The sequence below is a fragment of the Acidaminococcus fermentans genome (assembly GCF_009696675.1).
Taxonomy (GTDB): Bacteria; Bacillota; Negativicutes; order Acidaminococcales; family Acidaminococcaceae; genus Acidaminococcus.
In genome coordinates this window covers 1-26184 of sequence record NZ_VULN01000021.1, presented here as the reverse complement: position 1 = coordinate 26184, position 26184 = coordinate 1, and the positions used below count along the sequence as shown (strand labels likewise).

The 26184-nt window shown below is 55.3% G+C and carries 25 protein-coding genes and 1 rRNA gene; 11 read left to right on the top strand and 15 right to left on the bottom strand.

The features are described from left to right. Positions 1-152 precede the first annotated feature (152 nt). Both FX155_RS10890 and FX155_RS10885 read right to left on the bottom strand, forming a co-directional pair. Positions 153-1697: an AbgT family transporter gene (locus FX155_RS10890; protein WP_022487154.1), complete on the bottom strand. Its 1545-nt coding sequence runs from the start codon at positions 1695-1697 to the stop codon at positions 153-155. Between the two features lie 347 nt (positions 1698-2044). Beyond that, on the bottom strand, positions 2045-2185 hold the full coding sequence (locus FX155_RS10885; RefSeq protein ID WP_154488691.1) for a hypothetical protein: 141 nt from the start codon (positions 2183-2185) through the stop codon (positions 2045-2047). A 91-nt stretch (positions 2186-2276) separates the two neighbouring features. Here FX155_RS10885 and FX155_RS10880 point away from each other — a divergent pair, with 91 nt between their 5' ends. Continuing rightward, positions 2277-2561 carry a hypothetical protein gene (locus FX155_RS10880; protein WP_154488690.1) on the top strand — a complete coding sequence of 95 codons (285 nt, stop codon included), beginning with the start codon at positions 2277-2279 and terminating at the stop codon, positions 2559-2561. 82 nt (positions 2562-2643) lie between these two features. Here the strand turns inward: FX155_RS10880 and rpoC are convergent, their stop codons facing one another. From rpoC to rplU, 6 genes are all read right to left on the bottom strand, one after another. Beyond that, complete coding sequence (gene rpoC, locus FX155_RS10875) at positions 2644-6693, bottom strand: DNA-directed RNA polymerase subunit beta' (protein ID WP_195839655.1); 4050 nt, start codon at positions 6691-6693, stop codon at positions 2644-2646. A gap of 16 nt (positions 6694-6709) precedes the next feature. Then, positions 6710-10444: a DNA-directed RNA polymerase subunit beta gene (gene rpoB, locus FX155_RS10870; RefSeq protein ID WP_022487151.1), complete on the bottom strand. Its 3735-nt coding sequence runs from the start codon at positions 10442-10444 to the stop codon at positions 6710-6712. A 294-nt stretch (positions 10445-10738) separates the two neighbouring features. Further along, positions 10739-11125 carry a hypothetical protein gene (locus tag FX155_RS10865; protein ID WP_154488688.1) on the bottom strand — a complete coding sequence of 129 codons (387 nt, stop codon included), beginning with the start codon at positions 11123-11125 and terminating at the stop codon, positions 10739-10741. Positions 11126-11184: 59 nt separating this feature from the next. Next, entirely contained in the window at positions 11185-11475 is a 291-nt protein-coding gene (gene rpmA / locus FX155_RS10860; RefSeq protein WP_012937737.1) for a 50S ribosomal protein L27, read from the bottom strand. A gap of 5 nt (positions 11476-11480) precedes the next feature. Continuing rightward, a complete protein-coding gene (locus FX155_RS10855) occupies positions 11481-11810 on the bottom strand; it encodes a ribosomal-processing cysteine protease Prp (protein WP_154488686.1) in 330 nt (109 codons plus the stop codon). Positions 11811-11813: 3 nt separating this feature from the next. After that, complete coding sequence (rplU, locus tag FX155_RS10850; RefSeq protein ID WP_012937735.1) at positions 11814-12125, bottom strand: 50S ribosomal protein L21; 312 nt, start codon at positions 12123-12125, stop codon at positions 11814-11816. A 256-nt stretch (positions 12126-12381) separates the two neighbouring features. Here rplU and FX155_RS10845 point away from each other — a divergent pair, with 256 nt between their 5' ends. The 4 genes from FX155_RS10845 to FX155_RS10830 are packed head-to-tail and all read left to right on the top strand — an operon-like array spanning position 12382 to position 16089. After that, entirely contained in the window at positions 12382-13386 is a 1005-nt protein-coding gene (locus tag FX155_RS10845) for an ABC transporter ATP-binding protein (RefSeq protein WP_154488685.1), read from the top strand. Then, a complete protein-coding gene (locus FX155_RS10840; protein ID WP_154488684.1) occupies positions 13383-14243 on the top strand; it encodes an ABC transporter permease in 861 nt (286 codons plus the stop codon). Before FX155_RS10845 ends, FX155_RS10840 begins: the two co-directional genes overlap by 4 nt. Then, positions 14224-15021 (top strand): ABC transporter permease, encoded by a 798-nt coding sequence (locus FX155_RS10835; protein WP_022487146.1) that lies wholly within the window; start codon positions 14224-14226, stop codon positions 15019-15021. The genes FX155_RS10840 and FX155_RS10835 overlap by 20 nt, the downstream gene beginning before the upstream one ends. A gap of 6 nt (positions 15022-15027) precedes the next feature. After that, complete coding sequence (locus FX155_RS10830; protein WP_326831145.1) at positions 15028-16089, top strand: spermidine/putrescine ABC transporter substrate-binding protein; 1062 nt, start codon at positions 15028-15030, stop codon at positions 16087-16089. A gap of 77 nt (positions 16090-16166) precedes the next feature. Here FX155_RS10830 and FX155_RS10825 read toward each other — a convergent pair whose 3' ends face one another. The 3 genes from FX155_RS10825 to dapF all read right to left on the bottom strand — a co-directional run bounded on the left by FX155_RS10825 (position 16167) and on the right by dapF (position 18806). Then, positions 16167-16616, bottom strand: coding sequence for a hypothetical protein (locus FX155_RS10825; protein WP_154488683.1), 450 nt, complete (start codon positions 16614-16616; stop codon positions 16167-16169). A gap of 23 nt (positions 16617-16639) precedes the next feature. After that, positions 16640-17839 (bottom strand): LL-diaminopimelate aminotransferase, encoded by a 1200-nt coding sequence (locus FX155_RS10820; RefSeq protein WP_022487143.1) that lies wholly within the window; start codon positions 17837-17839, stop codon positions 16640-16642. An 82-nt stretch (positions 17840-17921) separates the two neighbouring features. Beyond that, positions 17922-18806, bottom strand: coding sequence for a diaminopimelate epimerase (dapF, locus tag FX155_RS10815; RefSeq protein ID WP_154488693.1), 885 nt, complete (start codon positions 18804-18806; stop codon positions 17922-17924). 196 nt (positions 18807-19002) lie between these two features. Between dapF and FX155_RS10810 the strand changes: the two genes are divergently transcribed. Beyond that, positions 19003-19458 (top strand): ester cyclase, encoded by a 456-nt coding sequence (locus FX155_RS10810; protein WP_154488682.1) that lies wholly within the window; start codon positions 19003-19005, stop codon positions 19456-19458. A 45-nt stretch (positions 19459-19503) separates the two neighbouring features. On the opposite strand, the gene FX155_RS10805 is transcribed toward FX155_RS10810, so the two are convergent. Beyond that, positions 19504-19824: a winged helix-turn-helix transcriptional regulator gene (locus FX155_RS10805; protein WP_022487140.1), complete on the bottom strand. Its 321-nt coding sequence runs from the start codon at positions 19822-19824 to the stop codon at positions 19504-19506. Positions 19825-19843: 19 nt separating this feature from the next. Then, positions 19844-21187 carry a metallophosphoesterase family protein gene (locus tag FX155_RS10800; protein ID WP_308664492.1) on the bottom strand — a complete coding sequence of 448 codons (1344 nt, stop codon included), beginning with the start codon at positions 21185-21187 and terminating at the stop codon, positions 19844-19846. Between the two features lie 233 nt (positions 21188-21420). Between FX155_RS10800 and FX155_RS10795 the strand changes: the two genes are divergently transcribed. The 5 genes from FX155_RS10795 (at position 21421) to arsB (ending at position 25485) form a co-directional block, all read left to right on the top strand. After that, positions 21421-21741: an ArsR/SmtB family transcription factor gene (locus FX155_RS10795; protein WP_154488680.1), complete on the top strand. Its 321-nt coding sequence runs from the start codon at positions 21421-21423 to the stop codon at positions 21739-21741. A 65-nt stretch (positions 21742-21806) separates the two neighbouring features. Continuing rightward, a complete protein-coding gene (arsD, locus tag FX155_RS10790) occupies positions 21807-22298 on the top strand; it encodes an arsenite efflux transporter metallochaperone ArsD (RefSeq protein ID WP_154488679.1) in 492 nt (163 codons plus the stop codon). A gap of 15 nt (positions 22299-22313) precedes the next feature. Next, the gene (arsA, locus tag FX155_RS10785) at positions 22314-24047 is read left to right on the top strand and encodes an arsenical pump-driving ATPase (RefSeq protein WP_154488678.1); all 1734 of its coding nucleotides are present in this window, start codon (positions 22314-22316) and stop codon (positions 24045-24047) included. Beyond that, positions 24044-24460, top strand: coding sequence for an arsenate reductase ArsC (locus tag FX155_RS10780; RefSeq protein ID WP_154488677.1), 417 nt, complete (start codon positions 24044-24046; stop codon positions 24458-24460). The genes arsA and FX155_RS10780 overlap by 4 nt, the downstream gene beginning before the upstream one ends. Beyond that, entirely contained in the window at positions 24457-25485 is a 1029-nt protein-coding gene (arsB, locus tag FX155_RS10775; protein ID WP_154488676.1) for an ACR3 family arsenite efflux transporter, read from the top strand. The genes FX155_RS10780 and arsB overlap by 4 nt, the downstream gene beginning before the upstream one ends. A gap of 112 nt (positions 25486-25597) precedes the next feature. Here arsB and FX155_RS10770 read toward each other — a convergent pair whose 3' ends face one another. Continuing rightward, positions 25598-25798, bottom strand: coding sequence for a hypothetical protein (locus FX155_RS10770; protein ID WP_154488675.1), 201 nt, complete (start codon positions 25796-25798; stop codon positions 25598-25600). Positions 25799-26096: 298 nt separating this feature from the next. Then, a 5S ribosomal RNA gene (rrf, locus tag FX155_RS10765) occupies positions 26097-26184 on the bottom strand; the annotation flags it as partial.

The following is a 26184-nucleotide window of genomic DNA, read 5'->3' as shown; positions in this document are numbered from 1 at the left end:
AATCGATTACAATGCAAACCGTATTCATTCGAGTATTGATTATTTAACTCCGAATGAAAAATACCAGCAATTAGTAAGTTAACGAGGTGTCTCGGTTCGATGTGTCTAAAAGCCTTGACACCTTTCGTGTGCCGCCAGGCGGCACACAAAACTTACAGCACTCCGGCCGGCAGGGCAATGCCCACGCCCGGTCCAAAAGGCACACCCAAGGTCATCCAGATCACCAGGAAGATAATCCAGGCAATCTGCAGGACAACAGCAATGGGGATCATGTTGGAAATCAGGGTCCCGATGGCGCAGTCCGGCATGTATTTTTCCTGGGCCACACTGAGAATCATCCAGATGTAGGGACTCATGGGAGTGAAGCAGTTGCCCGGGGAGTCACCCAACCGGTACAGCAGCTGGGTAAAGCCAGGATGGTAGCCCAGCAGCATGAACATGGGAACGAAAATCGGTGCGAAAATGGCCCATTTGGCAGAGCCGGAAGACACGAAGATGTTGACGAACGCGGAAATCAGGATGAAGGCGATGCACATGGGAATCCCGGTAAAGCCTACACCCTTTAGGAAGTTGGCCCCGCTGATGGCCAGCAGGGTCCCCAGCTTGGTCCAGTTGAACAGACCCTGGAACTGGCCGCAGAAGAAGCAGAACACCACATAGGCGCCCATGCCGCTCATCTGCTTCACCATGGCGGAGTTGATGCTCTTCACCGTGGTGAATTTTCCGGTGGTCTTCCCATAAACAATGCCCGCAATGCTGAACAGGAAGAACAGCAGAGGGATCAGGCCTTTCAGCATCAGGGATCCCACTACGGTCACCCCGTCCTTGGACAGAATCTGCATCTTGAAGCCCAAAATCACAATGGCGATGTAGAGCAGGCAGGCCAGGCCGGCATTGTGCAGCCCCTTGATTTCCAGGGGAGTCACTTCTTCCAGCAGCGCTTCTTCTTCGGATCCTTCATATTGAGGGAACCGGGGTTCAATGATGTGGATGGACACCCAGCCGATGACAGCACCGCAGAGGAAGGTGGATACAAACAGGAAGTACCAGTTACAGGTCACATCCACTGCAAACAGCCCAGGAGCGCCCAGGAACGCATCGATGGCCTGGTTGGTGAGCCCCTGGAGCAGGGAGTCAGTCCCGGCCACCATCAGGTTGGCAGTGAACCCGGCCTGTGCCCCGGCATACCCTACCATCATGCCTACCACCGGATGTTTCTTGACCCCGATGTACACAATGGCGGCCAGAGGGGGAATCACGATCATCGCCGTATCAGAGGCAATGTTCCCGCAAGTCCCCAGGAAAGCGATCAGATAAGGAACCACCCCTGGAGGCACATTCTTCAGGGACCGTCTCAGGAGGGCCACCAGCAGCCCGGATTCTTCACAGAACCCGATGGCCATGGTCATGGTGATTACCAGACCCAGAGGAGCAAATCCGGTGAAGTTCTTCACCAAATTGGTCAGCAGCCACTGGACCCCTGCCTTGGAAAACAGATTCTGAGAAACAACGGCCTTCCCCGTTGCCGGGTTGGTCAGGCTGAAGCCCGTGCTGGTCAATCCGGCACCAATCACAGCAGTAATAAGAAATAAGACCACGAACAGAATGGCGGGCGGCGGCAATTTGTTGCACACCGTTTCGATGGTGTTCAGGAAACGGTCCACCCAGGTTTGTTTTGCTGCGTTTTTTGCGACCATTGAATGACAACCCCCTTCAAAGAAAGTATTGTATGCTGAATGCAGTATATCAAAAACTGCATTGGAGCCAAAATATCAAACATTCTCATTCTTTCCAAAGGAATTGTTTATATAATACCATTATTTTCCTACCCTTGTCCAGTTTTTCTTTCCTCTGGACGTGTATACTTTCCATATGTTATAATCTGTACAAGTTTTACCTTATGATTTTGTAACAGGAAAGGATTGAAAGAAAAAATGGAAGAAGTTGTGATACAGATTTTCCCCAATATGACCGTATGGAAGCTACATTCCCTGAAAGAATACCTGATTTTCTTTCTTGTGCTCCTGACCGGGATCCTGGTATTCTATTTTTGGATCCGGAAGATGAAGAAGAACCGGACTTTTGCAGGCGGAAGAAAACGGGTGTTAAAAGCTGTAAAATCTGGCTCTCGGGATGATTTTATTGAAGTTTCTCCTTTTTCATTCACTTTTTCACCAGATTCCATCTGTATCCTCCTTCCCCATGACATCCTGCTGCTTCGGGTAGTGTATCATGGATACAGAATACAAGGTTCGGAACGGGACGAACAATGGAAGTTGAAAGACAATTCTGGAATTACCGAAATTCCCAATCCCCTGCCACTTCTGGAGAAAGAACGGGAAAAACTGACAAAATCGCTGGAAACAGCCCACAGTCCCCTTTTACCCATCCATACTTTTATCATTGGAGCGGATAATTATGCAGACCCGGTGTTCCAGCTGGACGAAGCCTCCCGGGCCCACGCCCTGAGCCTGCCGGAACTGAAAAAGTGGATCCGGACAAGGAACCTGGAGCCCATCACAGAAAAAAAGCGCCAGGAGATCCTGGCGGGGATGAAATAAAAGGGGGTGTGAAAGGATTCACACCCCCGGTCGCGACTAAAAATAGGGTGCTGCACGAAATGTGCAGCACCCCATTTTTTATTTATTCTTCCACCGGTGCTTCTGCAGTGTTGTCTGCTGCAGGTGCTTCGGTCACAGCGGGAGTTTCCTCGGCGGCTTCTGCCGGCCGATGGATCTTCAGCTGGATGTTCCGGTACTTGGGCATACCGGTCCCGGCAGGAATCAGTTTCCCGATGATGACGTTTTCTTTCAGACCCAGCAGCGGATCCACCTTGCCTTTGATGGCGGCATCGGTGAGGTTCCGGGTGGTTTCCTGGAAGGAAGCGGCGGACAGGAAGGAATCGGTGGCCAGAGAAGCCTTGGTGATCCCCAGCAGGATGGGATGGCCGGTAGCCGGCTGTTTCCCTTCGGCCAGTACTTCATCGTTTTCGTCTTCAAACTGGGCGATATCCACTACGGAGCCCGGCAGCATATTGGTGTCGCCGGCTTCGTCGATCTTGTACTTCCGCATCATCTGACGGACCATGACTTCCACGTGCTTGTCGTTGATTTCCACGCCCTGGGACTTGTAGACGCCCAGTACCTGCTGCACCAGATAATGCCGGGTGGCGGCAGGACCGGAAATCCGCAGGATGTCGTGGGGGTTCAGGGACCCTTCGGTGAGCCGGTCGCCCACTTCCACTTTGTCCCCTTCGGCCACATGGATCTTGGCGCCGTAAGGAATGTGGTAGGATTCTTCCGTACCGTCTTCCTTGTGGATCACCACGAAACGGCCATCGTCCTTTTCCTGGATTTCCACCGTCCCGGCCACTTCGGTCAGGATGCCAGGGTGTTTCGGTTTCCGTGCTTCGAACAGTTCTTCTACACGGGGAAGACCCTGGGTGATATCGTCAGCACCGGCAACACCGCCGGTGTGGAAAGTTCTCATGGTCAGCTGAGTACCCGGTTCGCCAATGGCCTGGGCAGCGATGGTGCCGACGGCTTCGCCCACTTCCACCTTCTTGGCGGTAGCCAGGTTCCGGCCATAGCAGGCACGGCACACCCCGAAGTGGGATTTGCAGGTCAGTACGGAACGGATCTTGACTTTTTCCCGGAGATCAGCAATCACATCAGCCATATCTTCGGTGATGTAGTCGTTGATGTGGTAAATGACCTTGCCGTCTTTGTCAGCAATGTCTTCCGCCAGGGTACGACCCACCAGACGGTCACGGAGAGATTCCAGAACCGTGCTCTTGTTCTTCCCGGAAGTGATGGCTTCCACATAGACGCCGTCCACTTCGTTGTTCCGGATCTTCAGTTCCTTTACAGTCCCGTCAGCCAGGATCTTTTCGATCACGTCAGCGGTGAACTTGTCTCCGGCTTTGGCCAGGACTTCGTCCTTTTCGTTGAGGATGTCTTCTTCCACCTGTTTGTCCAGGAAATGATGGGTCATGTGTTCCCGGAAGGCGGCTTTCACCTTTTCTTCCGGCACATTGATGGCCACGGTTTCCGGTTCTTCGCCGCTTTCCTCATCAGCCGGATACAGGCTGATTTCCAGAATATGGGCGGCCATGAGACGGTCGTAGACTTCTTCGGTGACCACCGTGTCGGCTTCCGCCAGCAGGGAGTCATCTTCCGGATTCATGACGCCGGCAGCCAGGGTGCGGCCGATCACGTAATCCTTCAGCTTGTGCTGGCTGGAACCCAGGACAGCCTTGCAGAACCGCGCCCGTTCCCGGACCAGGTTCATACCCGTTACGTCGCAGTCGTCTTCCCGGACGATAACATCCTGGGCCACGTCTACCAGACGGCGGGTCAGATAACCGGAGTCTGCGGTACGCAGTGCGGTATCGGTCAGACCTTTCCGGGCGCCGTGGGAAGAAATGAAGTATTCCAGAATGGTCAGGCCTTCACGGAAGTTGGATTTGATGGGTCGGTCGATGATCCGGCCGGAAGGGTCAGCCATCAGACCGCGCATGCCGGCCAGCTGACGGATCTGCTGCACGTTACCACGGGCACCGGAGTTGGCCATCATATATACAGGGTTGAAGGGGTCCATGGTGTGTTTCATCAGGGCATTGGCCACGTCTTCGGTAGCCTTGTCCCAGATGGCGATAACCTTGCGGTACCGTTCGTCATCGCTCATGAGACCGCGGTTGAAGATGGTTTCCACTTTGTCTACCTGCTTTTCAGCAGCAGCCAGGATGGAAGCTTTTTCTTTCGGGATCTTGATATCGGAAGCGGCAATGGACAGGCCGGATTTGCAGGCGTTGTCATAGCCCAGTTTCTTGACGATATCCAGTACCCGGGCGGTACCGAAGTTGCCGTACAGCTTGTGGGCCTTGGCAACCAGACGGCCCAGTTCCTTCTTGTCGATCAGTTTGCCCAGGAGCCAGGTGCCGTCTTCCTGTTTGGAGTAATACCGCATTTCCACAGGCAGTTCAGAGTTGTAGATGATGTTGCCCATGGAGGTGGTAACCAGGCTTTCGCCCTTGTCGGAGGGTTCCGGGAAGATTTCCGCATTGGGAACCTTCACCTTGATCCGGGCCTGGAGGTCGATCACATGGTTGAAGTAAGCCAGACGGGCTTCGTCGAAGCTGATGAACCGGCGGCCTTCCCCTTTGGCTCCATCCTTGAAGATGGTCAAGTAGTAGGCCCCCAGTACCATATCCTGGGTAGGAACGGTAATGGGTTTCCCGTCTTTGGGTGCCAGGATGTTGTTGACGGACATCATCAGCACCCGGGCTTCAGCCTGGGCTTCCGCAGACAGAGGCAGATGGACAGCCATCTGGTCCCCGTCGAAGTCGGCGTTGTAAGGAGTGCAGACCAGAGGATGCAGCTTGATGGCCCGGCCTTCGGACAGGATCGGTTCGAAAGCCTGGATGCCCAGTCTGTGCAGGGTCGGGGCACGGTTCAGCAGTACAGGATGTTCTTTGATCACGTCTTCCAGTACATCCCATACAGCGTTGGTGGCCCGTTCCACCATCCGTTTGGCGCTCTTGATGTTGGTGGCGGCGCCGGTTTCCACCAGGCGCTTCATTACAAAGGGCTTGAACAGTTCCAGTGCCATTTCTTTCGGCAGACCGCACTGGTGCATTTTCATTTCAGGCCCTACCACGATTACGCTACGGCCGGAATAGTCAACCCGTTTCCCCAGCAGGTTCTGACGGAACCGGCCCTGTTTCCCTTTCAGCATATCGGACAGGGATTTCAGAGGACGGGTGCCAGGGCCCGTTACGGCACGGCCCCGACGGCCGTTGTCGATGAGGGCATCCACGGCTTCCTGGAGCATCCGTTTTTCGTTCCGGACGATGATGTCCGGAGCCTGGAGTTCCTGGAGCCGTTTCAGACGGTTGTTCCGGTTGATCACCCGGCGGTACAGGTCGTTCAGGTCACTGGTGGCAAACCGGCCGCCGTCCAGCTGGACCATGGGGCGCAGGTCGGGAGGAATGACCGGGATTACATCCATGATCATCCATTCCGGCTTGTTGCCGCTCTTCAGGAAGGCTTCACACACGTCCAGACGGCGGACGATGTTCCGTCTTTTCTGGAGGCTGGTTTCCGTCTTCAGAGCTGCCCGCAGTTCCTTGGTCAGTTCTTCCACGTTGATTTCATGGAGCAGTTCCTTGATGGCTTCTGCGCCCATGCCCACCCGGAAAGTAGGACCGTATTCATCCAGTTTTTCCTGGTATTCCGCTTCGGTGAGCAGCTGTTTCTTGGTCAGGTTGGTATCCCCTGGATCCAGGACGATGTAGCTGGCAAAGTACAGGACTTTTTCCAGAGCTCTCTGGCCGATGTCCAGGATGGCGCCCATCCGGCAGGGAATCCCTTTGAAGTACCAGATGTGAGAGACAGGAGCGGCCAGTTCGATGGACCCCATCCGGTCACGGCGGACCTTGGAACGGGTGACTTCCACGCCGCATTTGTCGCAGACCACACCCTTGTAGCGGATGCGTTTGTACTTGCCGCAGTGGCATTCCCAGTCTTTGGTGGGCCCAAAGATCCGTTCACAGAACAGGCCGTCCCGTTCCGGTTTCAGGGTTCTATAGTTGATGGTTTCCGGTTTGGTCACTTCCCCGTGGGACCAGGCTCTGATCTTCTCCGGAGAGGCCAGACCGATTCTCATAGAATGAAATTTATTTACGTCCAACAAGAGCACTCACTCCTTCCTACTCTGCATCAGACCCGTTGTCGTCGCCGTTGTCATGGGAATCATCCAGATTCATGTTCCCGATATCGGCAATCACGTCGAAGTCGCTGCCTTCCGGCTGGTCTTCGTCAGGGCTCAGTTCTTCGCCGCTGGACTGGGCCGGGTTCTCTTCGCCCACATTGGCTGCGGTATGGGGAGCCTTGTTGGCCATATCCATATCCAGCTCTCTGGCGATGTCGCCCATTCCGATATCTTCGTCTTCATCATCCAGATCGATTTCATCATCGTCTTCATCCAGCACCTGGATGTCCAGACCGATGCTCTGCATTTCCTTCACCAGTACCTTGAAGGATTCAGGCACACCCGGTTCAGGGATGTTTTCACCCTTCACGATGGCTTCATAGGCTTTCACACGGCCCACCACGTCATCGGACTTGACGGTGAGGATTTCCTGCAGGGTGTAGGCAGCCCCGTAAGCTTCCAGGGCCCACACTTCCATTTCCCCGAATCTCTGGCCGCCGAACTGGGCTTTACCACCCAGAGGCTGCTGGGTAACCAGGGAGTACGGACCGGTGGAACGGGCATGGATCTTGTCCGCAACCAGATGGTGGAGCTTCAGGTAGTAGATGCAGCCTACGGTAACCGGGTTGTCGAAGGGTTCCCCGGTACGGCCGTCGTACAGGGTGGTCTTCCCGCTGGGATCCACACCAGCCAGCTTCAGGGTCTTTTCCATGTCGTCTTCCCGAGCGGAATCGAACACGGGCACAGCCACCGGCACTGCATGATCCACGGTTTCCGGCATGCCGTACTTATCCACATCGTAGCCGGCTTCCTTCAGTTCGCCTGCCAGTTTCGGGTCTCCGGATTCGATCCGCATCCCCAGGGCGCAGGCAGCCCAGCCCAGATGGGCTTCCAGGATTTGCCCGATGTTCATACGGGAAGGTACGCCCAGAGGGTTCAGCACGATCTGGACCGGTTCCCCGTTGGGCAGGAACGGCATGTCTTCTCTCGGCATGATCCGGGAAACAACACCCTTGTTCCCGTGACGGCCTGCCATCTTGTCCCCTTCACTGATCTTCCGTTTCTGGACAATATGGACGCGGACCTGTTTGCTTACGCCAGGGGGAAGTTCATCCCCGTTTTCACGGGTGAAGATCTGTACGCTGACGATGATCCCGGATTCCCCATGGGGTACCCGCAGGGAGCTGTCCCGGACTTCCCGTGCCTTTTCAGCAAAGATGGCCCGGATCAGCCGTTCTTCTGCGCTCAGTTCCGTTTCCCCTTTGGGGGTGACTTTCCCTACCAGGATATCCCCAGGGCGGACTTCCGCACCGATGCGGATGATCCCGTCTTCGTCCAGATCCTTCAGGGCTTCTTCAGAAACGTTGGGGATGTCCCGGGTGATTTCTTCAGGCCCCAGTTTGGTATCCCGGGCGTCGCAGTTGTATTCTTCGATATGGATGGAAGTGAAGACATCTTCCTTCACCAGGTCTTCGCTGAGGAGTACGGCGTCTTCGTAGTTGTAGCCTTCCCAGGGCATGTAGGCGGCAATGGCGTTGCGGCCCAGAGCCAGTTCGCCATGGTCCGTGGCAGGACCGTCAGCCAGTACCTGGCCTTCTTCCACCTTGTCTCCCTTGAAGACGATGGGGCGCTGGTTCACGCAGGTGCTCTGGTTGGAGCGTTTGAATTTCAGCACGTTGTATTCATCGATGCCGGCACCGTCGGCCCGGGTCACGATGATCTTGTCGCCGCTGACGTATTTCACCGTCCCGGCATGTTTGGCCAGGATGCACACGCCGGAGTCCACGGCCACTTTGTATTCCATCCCGGTCCCTACTACAGGAGCCTTGGGGTTCAGCAGAGGCACAGCCTGACGCTGCATGTTGGCACCCATCAGAGCCCGGTTGGCGTCATCGTTTTCCAGGAAAGGAATCAGGGCTGCTGCAATGGACATAACCTGTTTCGGGGATACGTCCATGAAATCCACCCGGGTGGGAGGAATGGACAGCACGTCGTTCCGTTCCCGGCAGGTTACATGGCTGTTCACGAAGGACCCGTCATCGTTCAAAGGTTCGTTGGCCTGTGCCACGATGTAGTTGTCTTCTTCGTCGGCGGTCATGTAAACGATTTCGTTGGTAACCTTGCCGGTCTTCTTGTCCACTTTCCGATAAGGAGTTTCAATGAAGCCATACCGGTTTACCACCCCGTAGGCGGCCAGAGACCCGATCAGACCGATGTTGGGGCCTTCAGGGGTTTCAATAGGACACATACGGCCGTAGTGGGAAACGTGCACGTCACGGACTTCGTAACCGGCTCTTTCCCGGGACAGACCGCCGGGCCCCAGAGCGGACAGACGGCGTTTATGGGTCAGTTCAGCCAGAGGGTTGTTCTGGTCCATGAACTGGGACAGCTGGCTGCTGCCGAAGAATTCCTTCACAGCGGCCACCACAGGACGGATGTTGATCAGAGCCTGAGGCGTGATCACATCAGCATCCTGGAGAGTCATCCGTTCCCGGATCACCCGTTCCATACGGCTCAGGCCGATCCGGAACTGGTTCTGGAGCAGTTCCCCTACGCAGCGGACACGCCGGTTGCCCAGATGGTCGATGTCGTCCTTGCCTTCCATGCCGTCGATTACGTTCAGCAGGTAAGCAAAGGAGGCGATTACATCAGCGGGAGTGATCACCCGTACGGATGCGTCGATGTCCTTGGTCACGATGATCCGTTCCGGTTTTTCCTGGTATTTCACCCAGACTTCCGCATAGCCCGGTTCGCTGTAAATGCCGCTTTGTTCGATTTTATCGATTTCATCGTCACCGATGATGGTGCCGGCCGGCAGGACCACTTCGCCCCGGGTGCCGTCGGGATTTTCGAAGGCGATAGGAGAAGTCAGTTCCTTGCCCAGCAGGCGCTGGCGCCAGCCCAGTTTCTTGTTGACCTTGTAACGGCCCACATTGGCCAGGTCATACCGCCGGTTGTCAGAGAAGATGTTCTTGATCAGCTGGGCGGCGTTTTCCAAGTTGGCCGGTTCGCCGGGACGCAGTTTCCGGTAGATTTCCAGCAGGGCGTCTTCTTCGTTCTTGGTGGTATCCTTGGCCAGGGTAGCCATCAGGAAAGGATGTTCCCCGAAGGTCTGGATGATGTCGTCGTTGGTGGGCAGGCCCATTACACGGAGCAGTGCCGTAGCCGGCAGTTTCCGGGTCCGGTCCACACGGGCGTAGATAATGTCGTTCAGATCGGTTTCATATTCGATCCAGGCGCCCCGGTTGGGGATCACCGTGGTCCCGTAGAGGAATTTCCCCATGGGATCCATGTCCTTGGCGTAATAGACGCCGGGAGACCGGACCAGCTGGCTGACGATGACACGTTCCGCCCCGTTGATCACGAAGGTGCCGGTATCGGTCATCAGAGGGAAATCCCCCATGAACACGGTGGATTCCTTGATTTCCCCGGTGTCCTTGTACAGCAGCCGTACATCCACGTTCAGAGGCGCCGCATAGGTGGCGTCCTTTTCCTTGCAGGTTTCGATATCGTATTTGGGATCCCCGATGGTGAAGTTTTCAAAACTCAGTTCCAGGTTGTCCGTAAAATCCTTGATGGGAGAAACATCCTTGAAAACGTCGTGCAGCCCTTCTCTTATGAACCACTCATAAGATTTTCTCTGCAGGTCGATCAGATGCGGCATCTTCAGGACTTCTTTGATCCGAGCATAACTGTACCGGATGCGGTCGCCATTATGTACCGGCTTAAACATGTGGTCTCTCACTCCTTTTCTCTAGGCAGGTATTTCGAAGAAAGTACCAAGAAATCTATCACACAAAAAAAACAAGGCAGTCAACACAATCAAGATTGATCAGCCTTGTATCCTGCAATGTCTCTCAGTCAGCATTTCGTGCTCCTCTCCTCACTTGAGCGGGAACGCGATGTCCAACCACTGAGCACTCGCGAAACCTATATAATCCTGCTTTAGCAAACTTCATGGACGATAATTATACCATAATATAGGGGCTATCGCCAAATTTATTTATGATTTTTTTGTGAAACTTTTTTAATGGAATTTTTTCCCGTCCCGGATCAGTTCCTTCCACTCCGGTCGGTCCAGGGCCAGCCGAATCACCGTCACCAGCCCGTAATTGGAATTGTACCGGTAGAAAATCAGGAACCGGCCGGCCCCGAAGCACCGGACTCCTTCCAGATCCAGGAGGGGATCCCGGGCATTGGCCGCCAGTTTGGGGAAGGCTTCCACTTCCTTCAGCACCCGGTCCAGGACTGCCATTTCCTCCCGGCTGCAGCTGCTTTCAGCCGCCTTCCGGTCCCGGAGGGCTTCCCGGGTGAATGCCAGATTTCCCCGGGCATCGGGCATGTCTTCCTGTTCCAGGCTTTTCAGGCCCCGGGCCGCAAAGTCCCGGACCTGTTCCCGCAGGGCTTCCTCCATGTTCTCCCGTCCTTCCATGAAAAAAAAGAGCTGCCGCAATGCGGCAGCCCTTCTGGTCTTTAAGCTTCGGCTTCCACCGGGTAAACGCTGATGGTACGGCGGTCTTTGCCCCATCTTTCAAAAGCAACCTTGCCGGCCACTTTCGCATAGATGGTGTAGTCCTTGCCCATGCCAACGTTCTGGCCCATATGGAAACGGGTGCCGCGCTGACGGACGATGATGGAACCTGCGGTTACCAGCTGACCGTCATGGGCTTTGGTCCCCATGCGCTGTGCGTTGGAATCACGGCCGTTGTGGGTAGAACCGGACCCTTTCTTATGAGCGTGTAATTGAAGGATTAATTCGAACACGATGTTCACCTCCTGTGTTCCTTGATCATGAGATAATCCTGGGAATAGGTCTTCTGCAGATGGCGCAGGCCGCAGACCATGGTCTTCAGCACTGCATCCGTCTTTGCATCAGGCTCATCCACCAGTCTTACAGCCAGGCTGCCGTCTTCCTGGTCAATGGAGTAGTCCACCTTCCGGTGGAGGACTTCATTGAGGCCATTGGCGGCCACCTGAGTATTCAGCGATACAGCATAGCACACTTCGTCGAACCCTTCCGGGCTGTACTCCGCATGCCCCGATACCCTGTACCGTCTGATTCTGCCACGGCTGTTGTAGTAAATGTCTACGGCAATCATGGCTTAGGCTTCGATAGAAGTGATTTCAACCTGGGTGAACGGCTGACGATGACCCTGACGTTTCCGATAGTTGGATTTAGCTCTGTATTTGAAAACAAAGATCTTATCAGCTTTGCCCTGTTTGGCAACCTTGGCGGTTACCTTGGCGCCGGCTACGGTAGGAGCCCCTACTTTCACATCGCCATCGTTGACAACAGTCAGAACTTCGTCAAAAACGACTTCCTGGCCTTCTTCAACGTTCAGTTTTTCAACGTTCAGTACATCGCCTTCGCTGACGCGGTACTGTTTGCCACCTGTACGGATAATAGCGTACATATTCTGCACCTCCCTCATTCCAAGACTCGCCGAATACGGTAACTCCTTCCGGAGTTTTTGGGAACCTCTCCGGGCGGTAGTGCCAAATTCACATTCAGCCTTGATAGTTTACTACAAAACGGAAAAAAACGCAAGTTTTTTCCCGTTTCTTCCCGGTTTTTTCCAGGGAAATTTCCTGTTTTTCCTGTATTCCTCAGAAAGGAAACATGCTATAATTATTAGATTGCAAACTGCAGAAAGGTCGTGAGAATCAAAGATGAAAGAAATGATTCGTCTGGTTGGAATCACCAAGGAATTTGAAAACAACCTGATCATCCCTACCCTGAACCTGACAATCTATGACGGGGAATTCGTGACCCTTCTAGGCCCTTCCGGCTGTGGGAAAACCACCATGCTGCGCATGATCGCCGGTCTGGAGACGCCTACGGCGGGCCATATTTTTTTGGACAACGAAGACGTAACCCGTCTGGCTCCCTATAAACGAAACGTGAATATGGTGTTCCAGCACTATGCCCTGTTCCCTCATATGACCGTGGAGGAAAATATCCGCTTCGGGCTGATAATGAAGAAAGTCCCTCAGAAAGAACAGCAGAAACGGGTGGCCGAAGTGCTCCAACTGACCCAGCTGGAAGAGCTGCGCTACCGCCGGCCCCAGCAGATGAGCGGCGGTCAGCAGCAGCGGGTGGCCATTGCCCGCGCCCTGGTGAACAACCCCAAAGTGCTCCTTTTGGACGAACCATTGGGTGCCCTGGACTACAAGCTCCGGAAAACCATGCAGCTGGAACTGAAGAACCTCCAGCAGCGGCTGGGCATCACCTTCATCTATGTGACCCATGACCAGGAGGAAGCCCTCACCATGAGCGACCGGGTCATCATCGTCAACGGCGGGAAGATCGAACAGGACGATCCCCCGGCCCGGATCTACCAGTATCCCCGGAGCCGGTTTGCCGCCAGCTTCATCGGGGAGAACAACTTCTTCCCGGTGCCCGGGGATGACAGCCGTCTCCTTTCCGTCCGGCCCCAGTTCATCAATGTCCGGAGCCTGGAAGAAGCCGCAGCTGCCGGAACCCAGCCTGCCCACACCGGCACGGTGGAACAAATCCAGTTCTGCGGCACCCTGGACAAGCTGTTCATCCGGCTGGATTCCACCCGGGAAATCATCACTGCCTACCAATATTATGATGAATACCGGAAATGGGAAGTGGATGACCGGGTGGCCATCAGCTGGGACGCCAAAGACGGCGTCCAGGTGACGAAATGAAGCGGGGGAAACTGCTGGTGCTGCCGGCCATGGGGTGGCTGACCCTGTTCTTTGCCCTGCCCCTTTTGATCGTGGTGGGCGTATCCTTTGCCTCCCGCACAGCCTACGGACAGGTGGTGTTCCAGTGGACCCTGGCCAACTATACCCGGTTCCTGGAACCTCTGTACCTGATGATTTTCGTCTCCACCCTGGCCACAGCCCTCATCACCACTCTGTTCACCTTTGCCATGGGCTATCCGGTGGCCTATACCATCGCCATGGTGCTGCCCAAAAAATGGCAGCAGGCCGGGATCATCCTGGTAATGATCCCCTTCTGGATCAACTTCCTGATCCGTTCCTATTCCTGGGTGATCATCCTCCGGGCCCAGGGACTGGTGAACACCTTCCTCCTCCACCTGGGAGTGATCCAGGTGCCCATGACCCTGCTCTACAACAACTATGCCGTGATGCTGGGAATGGTCTACGCCCTGCTGCCCTTTATGGTACTGCCCATCTACGTTTCTCTGGAACAGATGGACAAGCGGCTGCTGGAAGCCGCCAGTGACCTGGGGGCCGCTCCCTTCACCGCTTTTCGTAAGATCACCCTGCCTCTCACCCTGCCGGGGGTGGCCGCCGGTTCCATCCTGGTGTTCATTTCCTCCCTGGGGATGTTCGTGGTGCCGGACATTATGGGAGGTGCCAAAAGCGCCCTGATGGGAAACGTGATCCAGAACCAGTTCCTGGCTGCCCGGGACTGGCCTTTCGGATCCGCCCTGTCCATTATTCTGGCACTGCTCTCCCTGGTGATGATTGCCCTGTACTACAAAGCCCTGGAAGCCCAGAAAGGAGGGAAGTCCCATGCAGAAAAGCTGGCGTAACGCCACCCTCCTGTCCTATTCCCTGGCCATCCTGGCCTTTTTGTACCTGCCCCTTCTGATCCTGTCCCTGTACTCTTTCAACGATTCCCGGATCAATGCGGTGTGGACAGGGTTCACCCTGAAATGGTACGCATCCCTGCTCCAGAATGACCGGGTGCTGGAAGCCCTGGAAAACAGCCTGCTCATCGCCTCCATCACCACAGTGGTCACCACCGTCATGGGAACCCTGGCGGCCCTGGCCCTCCACCGGTACCAGTACAAATGCAAATTTCTCATCAACAGCCTGCTGTACCTGCCCATCCTGATCCCGGAAATCGTCATGGGGCTGTCCCTGCTGGTGCTGTTCTCCCAGACCGGGATCCCACTGGGGAAAACCACCCTGATCATCGCCCACATCACCTTCTGCCTCTCCTTTGTGATCATCACCGTGGGAGCCCGGCTGGAAGGCTGCCGGCAGGACCTGGAAGAAGCGGCCAGCGATCTGTATGCCACTCCCTGGCAGGCCTTCCGGTATATAACCTTCCCCATGATCCTGCCCGGGGTGGTGGCCGGTGCCCTGATGGCCTTCACCCTGTCCATCGACGACTTCGTGATCAGCTTCTTTGTGGCCGGGCCCAATTCCACCACCCTGCCCCTGTACATTTACGCCATGGTCAAACGGGGGATTTCTCCCCAGATCAACGCCCTGTCCACCTGCATGATGCTGGTCACCGTCTCCCTGGTGGTGATTTCCCAGCTGCTGCAGAAAAAGGGCTACCATTCTTCCCGAAAGGACTGATGCTGCGTGAAAAAACTTTCCTGGCTCCTGGTCCTGTGTCTGGTGCCCCTGGTGCTTGCTCTTACCGGCTGCAGCAGTGAAAAAAAGCCCGCCGATGACGGGAAACAGGTGCTGAACATTTTCAGCTGGGCGGACAATTTCGACCCGGACATGATCAAAGCCTTTGAACAAAAATACAACTGCAGGGTGAACTACGACGTGTTCGCCAACAACGAGGAGCTTCTGGCCAAACTCCAGGCGGGGGGCGCCCAGTACGATCTGATCCAGCCTTCCGACTATATGGTGTCCACCATGATCAAACTGAACATGCTGGAAAAGCTGGATAAGGACGCCATCCCCAATACCCGGAACATGATGGACACCCTCCAGCATCCCCAGTTCGATCCTACGGGAGACTATTCCGTAGTCTACACCTGGGGTATGACCGGAATCGTCTACAACAAGAAATACATCAAAACCCCGCCCACCTCCTGGAACGATTTGTGGGATCCTGCCTACAAGGGCCGGGTAATCCTGCTCAACGACAGCCGGGAAGTGTTCGGCATGGCCCTGAAGAAGAACGGCTGGTCCAACAACTCCACGGATCCCGCCCAGCTGGCCAAGGCTTTCCAGGATTTGAAGGCCCTGGCCCCCGATGTGCTGGCTTACGATACGGACAGCCTGAAGCAGAAATTCATTGCCGAAGAAGGCTGGATCGGCACCATGTGGTCCGGGGATGCCTCCTTCAGCTACCGGGAGAACCCCAACCTGGGGTTCGTGATTCCCAAGGAAGGGACCCTGGTGTGGGCGGATACCCTGGCCATTCCCAAAGGGGCCAAACACAAGGAACTGGCGGAGAAATTCATCAACTTCCTGTTTGATCCGGAGGTCAGTGCCAAAAACTACGAAGCCATCGGCTACAACGATCCCAACAGCAATGCCTGGAAGTACCATTCCAAAGAATACCTGGCAGACCCCATGCTGAACACCGCCATCACCCACCTGAAAGAGGGCGAATGGCTCCACGACCTGGGGGACGGGATCACCCTGTATGACAAGTACTGGACAGAACTGAAAACGATACGGTAAGGAAAAGGGACTGTGAAAAAATGAGAAATCATTTTTTCACAGTCCCTTTTTGTCACGGGTCTCTTGTGCGGCACCTATTATTTTGCCTGTTCTTTCTGGTTGTTCTGTACCTGTTTCACTTCCACAGGGATCAGGTTCAGGCCCTGGAGTTCGGCTTTTTTGCCTTTGACGCTGAACACGAAGGTCATCTGCACATTGGGAGCCTTTTTGGCATCGCCGATATACACCAGACGGTCTGCGTCAGCAAATTTGTCCAGACGGACCAGTTTCAGATTGCTGATGCCACCCAGCTGTTCCGTTACACCTTTTTTCATGTTGTCCAGTGCGGCAGCGTTGAAGTTCTTCTGGAGAGCCGGAGAGAAACCGGTGGAAACTTCTGCCAGCTGGCCTTTCCCCTGAATCAGTTTGATGACATTGCTGGTAGTAGTTTCTTCCTGAGCCAGCAGGTCACTGGCCGGGCTGGCAAAGCCCAGGCTGGCCATACCCAGAGACAGGACTGCCGTCAGCATTAGAATGATTTTTTTCATGTTGGATCCAACCCTTCTTTTTATCAGATATTGTCTTTTTCGATCCGTTCCATGGCTTCTTTGGTGCCTTCGTGAGTACCGAAAGCACTGAGCCGCAGATACCCTTCGCCCATGGTGCCGAAACCGGCGCCGGGGGTCCCTACAATGGCCAGGTCGTTCAGCAGGTGGTCAAAATATTCCCAGCTGCCCATGCCATTGGGGCACTTCATCCATACATAGGGAGAATACACACCCCCATAGTATTTGTAGCCCTTCTTGTCGAAAGTTTCCATCATCATCCGGGCGTTTTCCCGGTAGTAGGCCAGCATATCCCCGCATTCCTTTTCGCCCACAGGGGACATGGCAGCTTCCGCCCCTCTTTGGACAATGTAGTTCACACCGTTGAACTTGGTGGTCTGCCGACGGAGCCACATTTTGTTCAGGCTCATTTCCTTCCCTTCCGGAGATTTCCGGGTCAGCTGGAGAGGCACCACCGTGTAGCCGCAGCGGGTACCGGTGAACCCTGCAGTCTTGGAGAAGGAGCAGAATTCAATGGCACAGTCCTTGGCGCCAGGGATGGTGTAGATGCTCCGGGGCATATCCGGGTTGGTGATGAAGGCTTCGTAAGCCGCATCATACAGGATGATGGCGTCATTTTTCAGAGCGTAGTCCACCCATTCCTTCAGCTGTTCCTTGTTGTAGGCAGCCCCGGTAGGGTTGTTGGGGGAACACAGGTAGATGATGTCCGCCTTCACAGCCGGATCCGGCATGGGCAGGAAATCGTTTTCCGGAGTCCCGTTCATGTACAGGATCTTCCGGTCCCGCATCACGTTGGTGTCCACATATACCGGATACACCGGATCCGGAACCAGGATCACATTGCTGTCATCGAACAGGTCAGTGATGTTTCCGCAGTCGCTTTTGGCCCCGTCGCTGACGAAGATTTCCTTGGTTTCCAGCTGGACCCCGTGACGGGCATAGTATTTGGCAATGGCTTCGTGAAGGAATTCATAACCCTGTTCGGGACCATAGCCCCGGAAGGTTTCCTTGTGGCCCATTTCCTGGACGGCCTTGGTCATGGCTTCCACCACAGAAGGAGCCAGGGGCAGGGTAACATCCCCGATGCCCATTTTAATGAGCTTTTTTTCCGGATGGGCTTCGGTAAAAGCCTTCACCCGCGCAGCAATATCTGAAAACAGATAGCTTTCCTTTAACTTCGCAAAATTCCCATTCACTAACGCCATATCTGACTCTCCTTTAATGCAAAAGAATGTATTCCTTTTAGGAACCTTTATTTATTGTAAAGTAGCCCTGGAGGAAAGTCAATTATTTCAAACTTTCTTCCAAAATTTCTTCCGGAATTTCGATTTCCCCCTCATAAACCGTTACCGCCGGTCCCTTCAGGGTCATCAGGTCCCCTTCCCCGGTACGTACCTGAAGCAGGCCCCCTTTGGCTTCCACCTTCAGGAATTCATTCCGTCTGCCGGCTTTGCCCAGGGTCACACAGGCATAGCCCACAGCACAGGCCCCGGTGCCGCAGGCCCAGGTTTCCCCGCTGCCCCGTTCCCACACCCGGAACTTCACATAGTTTTCATCCACCACCTGGACAAATTCCACATTGGTCCGCTCCGGGAAAAGAGGCGAAGTCTCGATGACCCGGCCTACCGCTTCCACCGGTGCCGTTTCCACGTCCTCCACAAAGGTGACAAAATGGGGGTTCCCCATGGAAACGGCAGTGCCCTGGACGGTGATTTCCGTTCCGTCCGAACGGGTGAAGGTCACCGGCTGGTCCACACAGGTTTCTCCGGGCCAGTCCATGGGAATGGCGGCCACCCGGGTCTCCGCTTTGCCCATATCCACTTCCGCCAGCACCACTTTGCCGTTTTCCACGGTCATATGGATGGTCTTGATGCCTCCCAGGGTATCCAGGGTGATGGTATCCTTGTGGGTGAGCCCTTTGTCATAGACATATTTGGCAATGCATCGGGACCCGTTCCCGCACATCTTCCCTTCGGAAGCATCCGCATTGAACATCCGCATCCGGAAATCCGCCTTGTCCGAAGGACAGATGCAGATCAGACCGTCAGAACCGATGCCGAACCGCCGGCGGCTCACATATTCAGAGATTTTCCCCGGATTGGACAGCATCCGGTCCATGCAGTCCACATAGACATAGTCATTGCCGCAGCCGTGCATTTTGGTAAATTTCATTTTCATGGAGTCTTCCCCCTCATTTTCGCTTGATTTCTTATTATATCATGAAAGTTTTTCTGCTGCACTTGTCCCCAAAAATTAAACAATAAGGCCTGCGTCTTAGGATGAAAAGTGAAGGTTACCTGAAAGTACCTTCTTTTTCTTTTATTTTAGTTATGTTAAACTAACTTAAGACAAAGGAGGTCGTTCTATTATGTTCAAAAAAAAATTACTGACCCTTTCCCTGGGCTTGCTGCTGTGCGGGATGGTATCGGGGACGGCCGGTGCTGCTCCCCAGTTCAAGAACAACAAGGAACTGGCTGCCTATTTCTGGAACCAGATCTTCAACGAGCATCACACAGCCGTTATTGACGAACTGACAGGAGATACCTATATCCAGCACAGTCCCGGATTCAAAGATGGAAAGCAGGCCTTCAAGGAGGGCATTGCCGGTTTCCTGAAAGAGTTTCCGGAAAGCACCGCAGAGATCAAGCATCTGGGAGCGGACGGAGATTTGGTATTCATCCATAACCACATTAAACTGAACGCCAAGGACCGTGGCCAGGCCGCCGTAGATATCTTCCGGGTCGAAAACGGGAAGATCGTGGAACACTGGGACGTAATCCAGGATATTCCGGAAAAAGCGGAAAACACCAACACCATGTTTTAAAAAAAGCTGTTGCCTGAGAGAGAAATCACCAGGCAACAGCCTTTTTTATGCCAGCCAGCGCCCCACCCAATGGTTGATCTGTTCCATAACCTGGATGAGCTGTTCTCCTTCCGAAGAAAGACGGTATTCCACCATTCCGGCAGGATCATCCTGCTCCTGCCGTTCCACCAGATGATTCCGTTCCAGGCCCCGGAGATTTTCCGTAAGGACTTTGGCGCTGATGCCCGTCAGGGTCCGTTGGAGTTCCCGGAAATGGCTGGGATGGTCGGCCAGAGCCAGCAGCAGATCAGTACGCCATTTTCCCTTCAGGACTGCCAGAAAACAATCAAAGGGGCAGTCATAGGTCTTTCCGTCAAATTGAGCCACCTGATTTCCTCCATTCTCTTCACTCTTCACTTTTCCCAATAGTCACCGTATCCACCAGGGTCCCGTCGGGCAGGAAGCACTGGATCCGGAGCTGGTCTTCCTGTTTTTCCAGTACCAGGTAGTTGTCCGTTTCCGGCTGGGGGGCCAGGGTCACATCCAGGGCATGGCGCTTCCAGAGGCTGGGATACCGCACGTCTCCAGCCACGCCGGTAATGATGTAAGAAGGTCCGTGATCTGCCCGCTGGAAATCGTAGATCCTTCCCCGATTCCGATAGGTATGGAGATGGGCACTGAGCACCAGGTCCACCCCGTACCGATCAAAGAGGGGCATCCATTCCCGTCCTTCCGGAGAGAACCCTTCCGCCCGGTCCCGTCCCGGCCGGGTTGCCGGATCAAAGGCATACTGGAGGGGGTCCTTGTGCATCAGCACAATATTCCATTTGCCCTGGTTCCGTGCCATATCTTCCTGGAACCAGGCCTCCTGGTCCCGGGCCAGATCCGGTTCCCATTCCTTCAGTTCCTCGTTCTGGGTGTTCAGCACCACAAAATGCACATCCCCCACGGTAAAGGAATAGAACTGGTTCCGGTATTTTTCCCGTCCGTTATCCGGCAGGGCGAACCGGTGGAGATACCCTTCCGGCATCCGCACCTTCCAGTTCAGGTCGTAGGTTTCATGGTTCCCCATCAGAGGCGCCACCGGGATTTTTTCCGCCATGGGTTCCACCACCCCGAACCAGGCGTTCCACTGGCTGCTGTCTTCCCCGTTGTCCACCAGGTCACCCATGTTCACAAAGAAACTGGCGTCCGGGTTCCGCTGCCAGGCAGGCTGGGCGGCAGCCTTCCACACGCTGTAATCCGCCGACTGGGAATCCGGGAAGATCAGGGCCTTGAAGGTATTGCCGGCAAAGGCTTTCAGAGGCATCCACTCCGTGGCCTTCTTTCCCGCCCGGATCCGGTACTCATAGGCCTGTCCCGGTTCCAGCTGTTCCAGCCGGGCCGTATAAATCCAGGTGTCCTTGCCTCCGTCCGTGAATTTTTCTTCTTTCACCGAAGCGGCTGTCAGGGAACTTTCTCCGGCCTTCCGGTATTCCAGCACCGGTTCTTCTTTCACCGGATAATCCGACTGCCACTGGATCACCCGGCTCCGGGAGGGATCCGCCGTCATCACCTGCCGGATGTTCCGGGCCTCCACCTGGTCCAACAGATCATAATGGATGGCCGCTCCCCGGGCCTGGTCCACTTTTCCCAGGGCCCAGGTCCGGAACCAGGGAGAAAAATGCCAGACACCGGCCACCAGGGCCACCGCCAGCGCCAGGAACCCCATAAGGATCCGGCTCTTTTTTATGGAAACGTTCTTCTTCACCGCACTTTTCACTCCTTTAGTTTTGTACTTGCCTGTCTATAGCATAAAAGAATGGCCGCCACAATACAAATACTTTATGGTCATGGGATTTTATACGAAAACAGTATACTGACCAAAAGAATAAAAAGCAACAAGGAAGCAGTATCCTCTTCCTGCATCTTGACACTTCTGGAGAAAAGCTCTATACTGCAGATAACAGATTTAAATTTATCAATATGAAAGGAGGCTGTCAGATGGAAAATCTTGCTTTTAAAGCCCGTTTGTTCAAGGCCCTGGGCGATGAAAACCGGCTCCACATCCTGGAACTGCTCCAGGGCGGGGAACGGTGTGCCTGCGTACTGCTGGAAAATCTCCATCTGTCCCAGCCCACCCTTTCCCATCATATGAAGATTCTGTGTGACGCAGGGCTGGTCATCGGCCGGAAAGAAGGCAAATGGGTCTACTATACCCTGAACCGGGAAACAGCCCGGGAACTGGAAGCCCTGATCCGGGAACTGTTCCGGGAAACCCCGTCCTTCAAGCCGGCGGACTGCAGCTGTCCCAGATGCCCGTAAAATTTTTTGCGTTATTAAATTGATAAATTTCAATCTATAAATTTATTTTTGGAGAGGAAGCTATTATGGAAAGAAAACAGGTACAGATTTTTGAACAGGCCATGTGCTGCCCTACAGGACTTTGCGGTCCCTCCATCGATCCGGAACTGCTGCGGATTTCCGCCGTACTGGACACCCTGGAAAAACACGGTATCCTGGTGGAACGGTACAATCTGAGCAATGCGCCCCTCAAATTCATTCAGACCCCGGCGGCAGCGGAATTCCTGCAGCACCATGGGCCGGAGGAACTGCCCCTGATCCTGGCAGATGGAAAGCTCTGGATGGCCGGCCGTTACCCCACCAATGAAGAATTCGCCCGGATGCTGGATTTTGATCCGTCCCTGTTGGACGAAGCCTCTGCCCAACAGGACAGCAGAGCGGAAGAAACCGGTTCCTGCTGCTGCGGCGACAGTGAAGAACCGGCTGCCGAATCCTCCTCCTCCTGCTGCGGAGAAAAAGAAAACAGCGGGGATTCCAGTCCCTGCTGCGGTTCCGGTTCTTCCAGCTGCTGTCAGTAAAGAAGGAGGCCCCTTATGGAACTGTATGATCCTTTTGCCGCCATCCGGACCCAGTATGTGTTCTTTACCGGCAAAGGCGGGGTGGGAAAGACTTCCACAGCCTGTGCCACAGCGGTGGCCCTGGCCGATGCCGGTCAGAAGGTGCTGCTGGTCAGTACGGACCCGGCCTCCAATCTCCAGGACATCTTTTCTCTGGAACTGGAAGAAAGGCCAACCCCCATTCCCGGTGTCCCCGGCCTGGAAGCAGCCAACCTGGATCCGGTAAAGGCCGCAGCCGCCTACCGGGAAAGCGTGGTGGGCCCCTACCGGGGGCTTTTGCCGGAAGCCGCCCTGCGGAACATGGAAGAACAGCTGTCCGGCTGCTGTACCATCGAAATCGCCGCCTTCAATGCCTTTACGGATTTCCTTACGGATCCGGAAACCGCAGCGGCCTATGACAAGATCCTTTTTGATACGGCCCCTACCGGCCATACCCTGCGGATGCTCCAACTGCCTTCTGCCTGGAGCCAGTTCATCAGCACCAGTACCCATGGTGCCTCCTGTCTGGGACAGCTGTCCGGTCTGGAAAGCCGGAAAGCCCTGTACCGGCAGGCCGTGGAAACCCTGGCGGACCCTGGCCGCACCACCCTGCTCCTGGTAGCCCGTCCTGACCGGCCCCCGCTGCTGGAAGCGGACCGGGCCTCCCGGGAACTTGCCAAACTGGGCATCGGCAGCCAGCAGCTGATCATCAACGGACTGCTGGAAAAAACCGATGACCCGGTCACCGGGGAACTTTTTGCCAAACAGCAGGCAGCTCTGGAAGAAATGCCCCAATGTCTGAAAGAACTGCCCTGCTGGCAGATTCCCTTCCGGAGCTACAATGTTACCGGCCTGGACCATGTCCGGGCTCTCCTGAAGGGAGAAGTTGCCCCTGCCGCCAGCCGGGAACAGCAGGCTCCCGTCCATACCCTCCAGGAGGTGGCAGAAGATCTGGAGCAGCACCATCGGAAGGTTATCTTCACCATGGGCAAAGGCGGCGTGGGGAAAACCACCGTGGCTGCATCCCTGGCTCTCCGGCTGGCTCAGAAGGGGCACCAGGTGCTGCTGACCACCACCGACCCGGCCGGCCATCTCCAGGAAATCCTGAAACAGACGGACCGGATCCAGCTGTGTCAGATCGACGAACAGGACGAGCTCCGCCGGTATCAGCAGGAAGTCCTGGACCAGGCCCGGAAAAACGGACTGAAGGAAGGAGACCTGGCTTACATCGAAGAAGACCTCCGTTCCCCCTGCACCCAGGAAATCGCCGTGTTCCGGGCCTTTGCAGAAATCGTTGCCCGGGCCGGGGACCGGATCGTCATCATCGACACCGCCCCTACTGGCCATACCCTGCTGCTCCTGGAATCCACGGAAAACTACGACCGGGAGATCCGCCGGACCCGGGGCAGTGTCCCTCCTGCCGTCCAGCAGCTGCTGCCCAGGCTGAAGGGGCCGGAGACGGAAGTAGTAATCGTCACCCTGCCGGAAGCCACTCCGGTGTATGAAGCCCTGCGTCTGGAAGAGGATCTGAAACGGACCCGGCTGTGCAGCCGTTGGTGGATCATCAACCGTTGCTTCAGCCAGACTGCCGCCCAAAGCCCTCTGCTGAAGGCCAAAGCGGACCGGGAGATTCCCTGGATCAACCAGGTGGCAGCCCACTCCGGCGGCCATGCAGCGGTGATTTCCTGGAAGCAGTCGGAAATCAAAGGAAAGGTGCTTGAAACCCTATGAACCGAAAACCTGTTGTTGCTTTTCTCTGTATCCAAAACTCCTGCCGGAGCCAGATGGCCGAAGCCTTTGGCCGTCACCTGGCAGAAGATGTGTTTGTCAGCCGTTCTGCCGGCACCTGCCCGGCGGACCGGATCAATCCCTCTGTTCAGCGGCTGATGCAAGACCTGTACGGGATCGACATGGAAAAAGAAGGCCAGTTCCCCAAAAAGCTGGAAGCCCTCCCGACGGTGGACATGGTGGTCACCATGGGCTGCGGGGTCCGCTGTCCGGTACTGCCTGGGGTGAAGGCCCTGGCCTGGGAAATCCCTGACCCGGCCGGGAAACCGGATCCGGAGTTCCGGTCCATTATGAAAACCATCCGGGCCCAGGTACTGGCCCTCCGGGATCAGCTGAAAGGAGTGGCCGCAAAATGACGGACGTCAAAAATCCGGGCATCAGCCCGTTCCAGCGGTATCTTTCCCTGTGGGTTTTCCTTTGTATGGCGGCCGGTGTACTGGTGGGCCATTTCCTGCCGGCGGTTCCCCGGTTCCTGGACCGGATGCAGATTGACGGGATTTCCATTCCCATTGCCATCCTGATCTGGATCATGATCTACCCCATGATGATGAAGGTGGATTTCCAGAGCATCCGGGAAGTGGGCCGGCATCCCAAGGGACTTTTTGTCACCTGGGTCACCAACTGGCTGATCAAACCCTTTACCATGTACGGCCTGGCCGCCTTCTTCTTTTATCAGGTGTTCCAGGCTTTCATTCCCCGGGACCTGGCTACCCAGTATCTGGCAGGAGCCGTACTCCTGGGGGCCGCTCCCTGCACTGCCATGGTCTTTGTCTGGAGTACTCTGACCAAGGGAGATCCGGCCTATACGGTGGTCCAGGTGGCTACCAATGATCTGATCATCCTGGTGGCCTTCGTGCCCATTGTCAAATATCTGCTTGGCGTATCCCATGTAACGGTGCCCTACAGTGTGCTGTTCCTGAGCATCTTCCTGTTTGTGGTGATTCCCCTGGCGGGAGGGATCCTGACCCGGATCACAGTGATCCGCCGGAAAGGGGAAACCTATTTCAACCAGGTCTTTGTCCACAAATTCGATCAGGCCACCACCTGGGGCCTGCTGCTGACCCTGTGCATCATCTTCAGTTCCCAAGCCCAGGTGATTCTCTCCAATCCCTTCCATATCCTGCTGATTGCCATTCCCCTGGTGCTCCAGACCTATCTGATCTTTGCCATTGCCTATGGAGCCAGCAATCTTCTCCACCTGCCCCACAGCATTGCGGCCCCGGCTGGCATGATCGGTGCCTCCAACTTCTTTGAACTGGCCGTAGCCGTGGCCATTGCCCTGTTCGGAGTCACCAGCCCCGCCGCCCTGGCCACCACCGTCGGTGTCCTGACGGAAGTGCCGGTGATGCTGAGCCTGGTGAAGATAGCCAATAGAAAATAAGAGGGGTGTTGCACGTTATGTGCAACACCCCTGCCTCATGAGCCGCATAGCGGCTCGGTCTCGAGTCTCGAGACCTGAAGAAGGGGCTGTTGCGAACGCAGCAGCCCCTTTTTTATTTCGTCAATTCCGTCAATGTCCCGGCGATGATCCGGGCCACCTTGGCAGTACTTTCCAGTTCCACCGATTCATCGGCGCTGTGGATGGCGTGAGTATTGGGCCCCACGCTGACCAGATCCAGTTTGGGATTGGCCTTATAGAAGAAACCGGTTTCCAGGCCTCCGTGCATGGCCACAATCTTGGGTTTCCGTCCCATGACTTCATTGATTTTGAATAAAAAAAATAGGCGGCCGGGAAGGGCGGGTCTCCGGCACGCCCCTACCACGTTTTTGTCGGGCTATAGAGCCAGTGGTCCCAGGAACGGATCCATCGACACTCCCGTTCCTGTGGTTTCCGTTGAAATCAATGACCCCAACGATGCAGGGGCTCACCGCAGGCAAGCCCGTCCCGGCCGCCCAAAGGGCCGCAAATTCAAAAGCAGATGCCCCCGCATCTGCTATCTATCCGCCGCTGACACAAAAAAATTCCGCATCCATCAGATGCGGAATTTTTCTAACCGGCAGCTCCCTATCCTCCCGGACCGTTTCCAGTCGAGTACTTTCGGCGTATAAGGGCTTAACTGCTGTGTTCGGCATGGGAACA

Excerpts from the sequence above, each read along its gene's own strand:
- FX155_RS10825 (WP_154488683.1), bottom strand. The coding sequence starts at position 16,616 with ATGAAAAAAATCATTCTAATGCTGACGGCAGTCCTGTCTCTGGGTATG.
- FX155_RS10845 (WP_154488685.1), top strand. The coding sequence starts at position 12,382 with ATGAAAGAAATGATTCGTCTGGTTGGAATCACCAAGGAATTTGAAAAC.
- arsA (WP_154488678.1), top strand. The coding sequence starts at position 22,314 with ATGGAACTGTATGATCCTTTTGCCGCCATCCGGACCCAGTATGTGTTC.
- arsD (WP_154488679.1), top strand. The coding sequence starts at position 21,807 with ATGGAAAGAAAACAGGTACAGATTTTTGAACAGGCCATGTGCTGCCCT.
- FX155_RS10835 (WP_022487146.1), top strand. The coding sequence starts at position 14,224 with ATGCAGAAAAGCTGGCGTAACGCCACCCTCCTGTCCTATTCCCTGGCC.
- FX155_RS10865 (WP_154488688.1), bottom strand. The coding sequence starts at position 11,125 with ATGGAGGAAGCCCTGCGGGAACAGGTCCGGGACTTTGCGGCCCGGGGC.
- FX155_RS10885 (WP_154488691.1), bottom strand. The coding sequence starts at position 2,185 with ATGGAATCTGGTGAAAAAGTGAATGAAAAAGGAGAAACTTCAATAAAA.
- FX155_RS10840 (WP_154488684.1), top strand. The coding sequence starts at position 13,383 with ATGAAGCGGGGGAAACTGCTGGTGCTGCCGGCCATGGGGTGGCTGACC.
- FX155_RS10795 (WP_154488680.1), top strand. The coding sequence starts at position 21,421 with ATGGAAAATCTTGCTTTTAAAGCCCGTTTGTTCAAGGCCCTGGGCGAT.
- FX155_RS10810 (WP_154488682.1), top strand. The coding sequence starts at position 19,003 with ATGTTCAAAAAAAAATTACTGACCCTTTCCCTGGGCTTGCTGCTGTGC.
- FX155_RS10855 (WP_154488686.1), bottom strand. The coding sequence starts at position 11,810 with ATGATTGCCGTAGACATTTACTACAACAGCCGTGGCAGAATCAGACGG.
- FX155_RS10770 (WP_154488675.1), bottom strand. The coding sequence starts at position 25,798 with ATGGGACGGAAACCCAAGATTGTGGCCATGCACGGAGGCCTGGAAACC.
- FX155_RS10820 (WP_022487143.1), bottom strand. The coding sequence starts at position 17,839 with ATGGCGTTAGTGAATGGGAATTTTGCGAAGTTAAAGGAAAGCTATCTG.
- FX155_RS10780 (WP_154488677.1), top strand. The coding sequence starts at position 24,044 with ATGAACCGAAAACCTGTTGTTGCTTTTCTCTGTATCCAAAACTCCTGC.
- FX155_RS10890 (WP_022487154.1), bottom strand. The coding sequence starts at position 1,697 with ATGGTCGCAAAAAACGCAGCAAAACAAACCTGGGTGGACCGTTTCCTG.
- arsB (WP_154488676.1), top strand. The coding sequence starts at position 24,457 with ATGACGGACGTCAAAAATCCGGGCATCAGCCCGTTCCAGCGGTATCTT.
- dapF (WP_154488693.1), bottom strand. The coding sequence starts at position 18,806 with ATGAAATTTACCAAAATGCACGGCTGCGGCAATGACTATGTCTATGTG.
- rplU (WP_012937735.1), bottom strand. The coding sequence starts at position 12,125 with ATGTACGCTATTATCCGTACAGGTGGCAAACAGTACCGCGTCAGCGAA.
- rpoB (WP_022487151.1), bottom strand. The coding sequence starts at position 10,444 with ATGTTTAAGCCGGTACATAATGGCGACCGCATCCGGTACAGTTATGCT.